The sequence below is a fragment of the Arachidicoccus sp. genome, from assembly GCF_050436765.1.
GTDB lineage: Bacteria > Bacteroidota > Bacteroidia > Chitinophagales > Chitinophagaceae > Arachidicoccus.
In genome coordinates this window covers 15956-18059 of sequence record NZ_JBNQGD010000045.1, presented here as the reverse complement: position 1 = coordinate 18059, position 2104 = coordinate 15956, and the positions used below count along the sequence as shown (strand labels likewise).

The 2104-nt window shown below is 38.3% G+C and carries 2 protein-coding genes and 1 tRNA gene; all 3 read right to left on the bottom strand.

The window, feature by feature from the left end:
• Positions 1-118 precede the first annotated feature (118 nt).
• Complete coding sequence (locus ACQR30_RS01795) at positions 119-1363, bottom strand: tyrosine-type recombinase/integrase (protein ID WP_429730410.1); 1245 nt, start codon at positions 1361-1363, stop codon at positions 119-121.
• A gap of 95 nt (positions 1364-1458) precedes the next feature.
• A tRNA-Met gene (locus ACQR30_RS01790) sits at positions 1459-1530 on the bottom strand.
• Between the two features lie 105 nt (positions 1531-1635).
• Positions 1636-2104: C40 family peptidase (locus ACQR30_RS01785; protein WP_429730407.1), on the bottom strand; the 469-nt coding region annotated here is incomplete at its 5' end.

The following is a 2104-nucleotide window of genomic DNA, read 5'->3' as shown; positions in this document are numbered from 1 at the left end:
AGGCCGCAAATGTAAAAATATTATGCCCTTTCCACAAGTTTTTGCGTTGATCCCACTAAAGTCTTTAAATCTCCTTTTATAGAACAATGGGTCGGTAGGAGGTGTACAATTTTTTCAGCTAAAATAAAGGCGTTTGGCGAAGAAATGGAAGCTCCGGCATTTTTTCCCGAATTACTTTTGCAATGATCTCTTTTTCTTTTGTAATATAATTTCTTGTCATTCCTTCGGTAGTATGCCCCATTTGCGATTGTGCTATCTTTAATAAATCATTTACTCCTTCCTGCATTTTTAATTCTACCATATCGTCACCTGAAAGCTTCTTTAATCCGTACTGATCTACGTCCAACCCTAGCCCCGTTTTTTTATTTTTTACTATATTTCTCCAGTATGTTGTTGACACATTTTTTGAAAGTCGTTTTTTGCTTGGCAGAAAATCGGCACCGAAAATGTAAAATTCTTTATCATACTTGCCTAGTCTCAATTCCGATAATGTGGTCATTAACCAGTTTGGAATAGCTATTTCGCGGTATATTTTCGTTTTAGTTTTTTCCTGTTGAACATCCTCTCCTGCTTTTCGCTCAATCGGCATCAGGATAAATGCTTGTTTCAGATAATCGATATCTTTTATTTGCAACCCTGCAATTTCAATTGGTCGTAGCGTTGTGCCGTACAGAACAGATACGAAACGAAAATAGTTTGGATGATTATCTTTTAATTCATTAACAATTAAAAGTCTTTCGGCTTGTGTAGGCGGCCGGTGGGAAAATGTTTTAATAGTTTCCTTAGTCTTAATTTTTAGGATCGGGTTGTAATCCAGTATTTCGTATTCCTCTACTTTTGAAAGAAATGTACATAGATGTTCCCTGAAACGATTATAACCCTTGGCGCCTAGCTTTCTTTTTAGTGTTATATCTTCCAAGATTGCCAAGTAATGAGCCCTTTTCAGCTCGGTAATATTCCTAAAATCGAAGCCTAAATTTTCGGCTGACTGTAGAATATACTTCTTTGTTGATTTGTAATCCTGCCTGGACTTTAAAGACCAGTCGGGCAATTTCTTTTCATAGGCAAAATTCATTGCCTGCCTGAACGTCATTTCTTTCAAATCATCGATTTGAATATCCTGTTCAATTTTGTAGGTCTTCTTGATCGGATTCCAATCCTGATTTTTTAGCTTGTAGCGAATAGCCTTGCATAAGGCAGCTAGCGCTGCCGCCGTTTCGGCTTTCGTGAGGTCGGCAGCATTTGCCGTACCCTTCCGGACAATTAATTTGTATTTGCCCGTTTCTTCGTTAAAATAACGAAACCAGACATAAGAGGGTGAGCCTTTTTTTATCTGCGGCTCTGTCCAAAGATTTTTTGACATGTTCTAACATTTTTAAATTGTTAACTCAAGTTGTTAACTATAAATGCTAGGTTCTGCGTAACTGTCTATAAATCAATGTACTATAAAAATACTAGTTGCGAGGGGCGGGATCGAACCACCGACCTTCGGGTTATGAGCCCGACGAGCTACCGCTGCTCTACCTCGCGATATAATGTATAAATAAATTTTTATCGCTTTTTTCGTTCAACATGTAAACCTCTTCTGTCAAACGGATTGCAAAGATAACAGGTTTCAAATTAGCAGCCAAACTTTTAAACAACTCTTTTAATAATTCTCAACTTGTGGGTATGTAAACTTGTATCTAAGCGGACAATCCCCTGCGCATCTATCTTATCGATTCTTACTTTTCCAGATGCGTGTATAATGTTTTCTTTATCTAACATAATACCGACGTGGGTAATGCGGCCTTCTTCATTATCAAAAAAAGCTAAATCTCCACATCGGCATTCCTGTAGAAAACCGACCGACCCGCCCACCCCCGCCTGCTGGTATGCATCACGTGGTAATTGAATATTGAAATATTGAAATACTTGTTGTGTAAACCCACTACAATCCAGGCCAAAAGCACTTCTACCACCCCACAGGTAGGAAGTGTTGAGATAGGTCATTGCCGTTTTTCTAATATTTTCTTCTGTAAATTCTAGTTGCTTTGCATAATCTACAGTTCCATAATTCAGGCTATATCCGGCCATCATTTTTACATTCCATACAGGCGTTCCG

Coding starts and splice junctions, on each gene's coding strand:
- ACQR30_RS01795 (WP_429730410.1), bottom strand. CDS start 1,363: ATGTCAAAAAATCTTTGGACAGAGCCGCAGATAAAAAAAGGCTCACCC.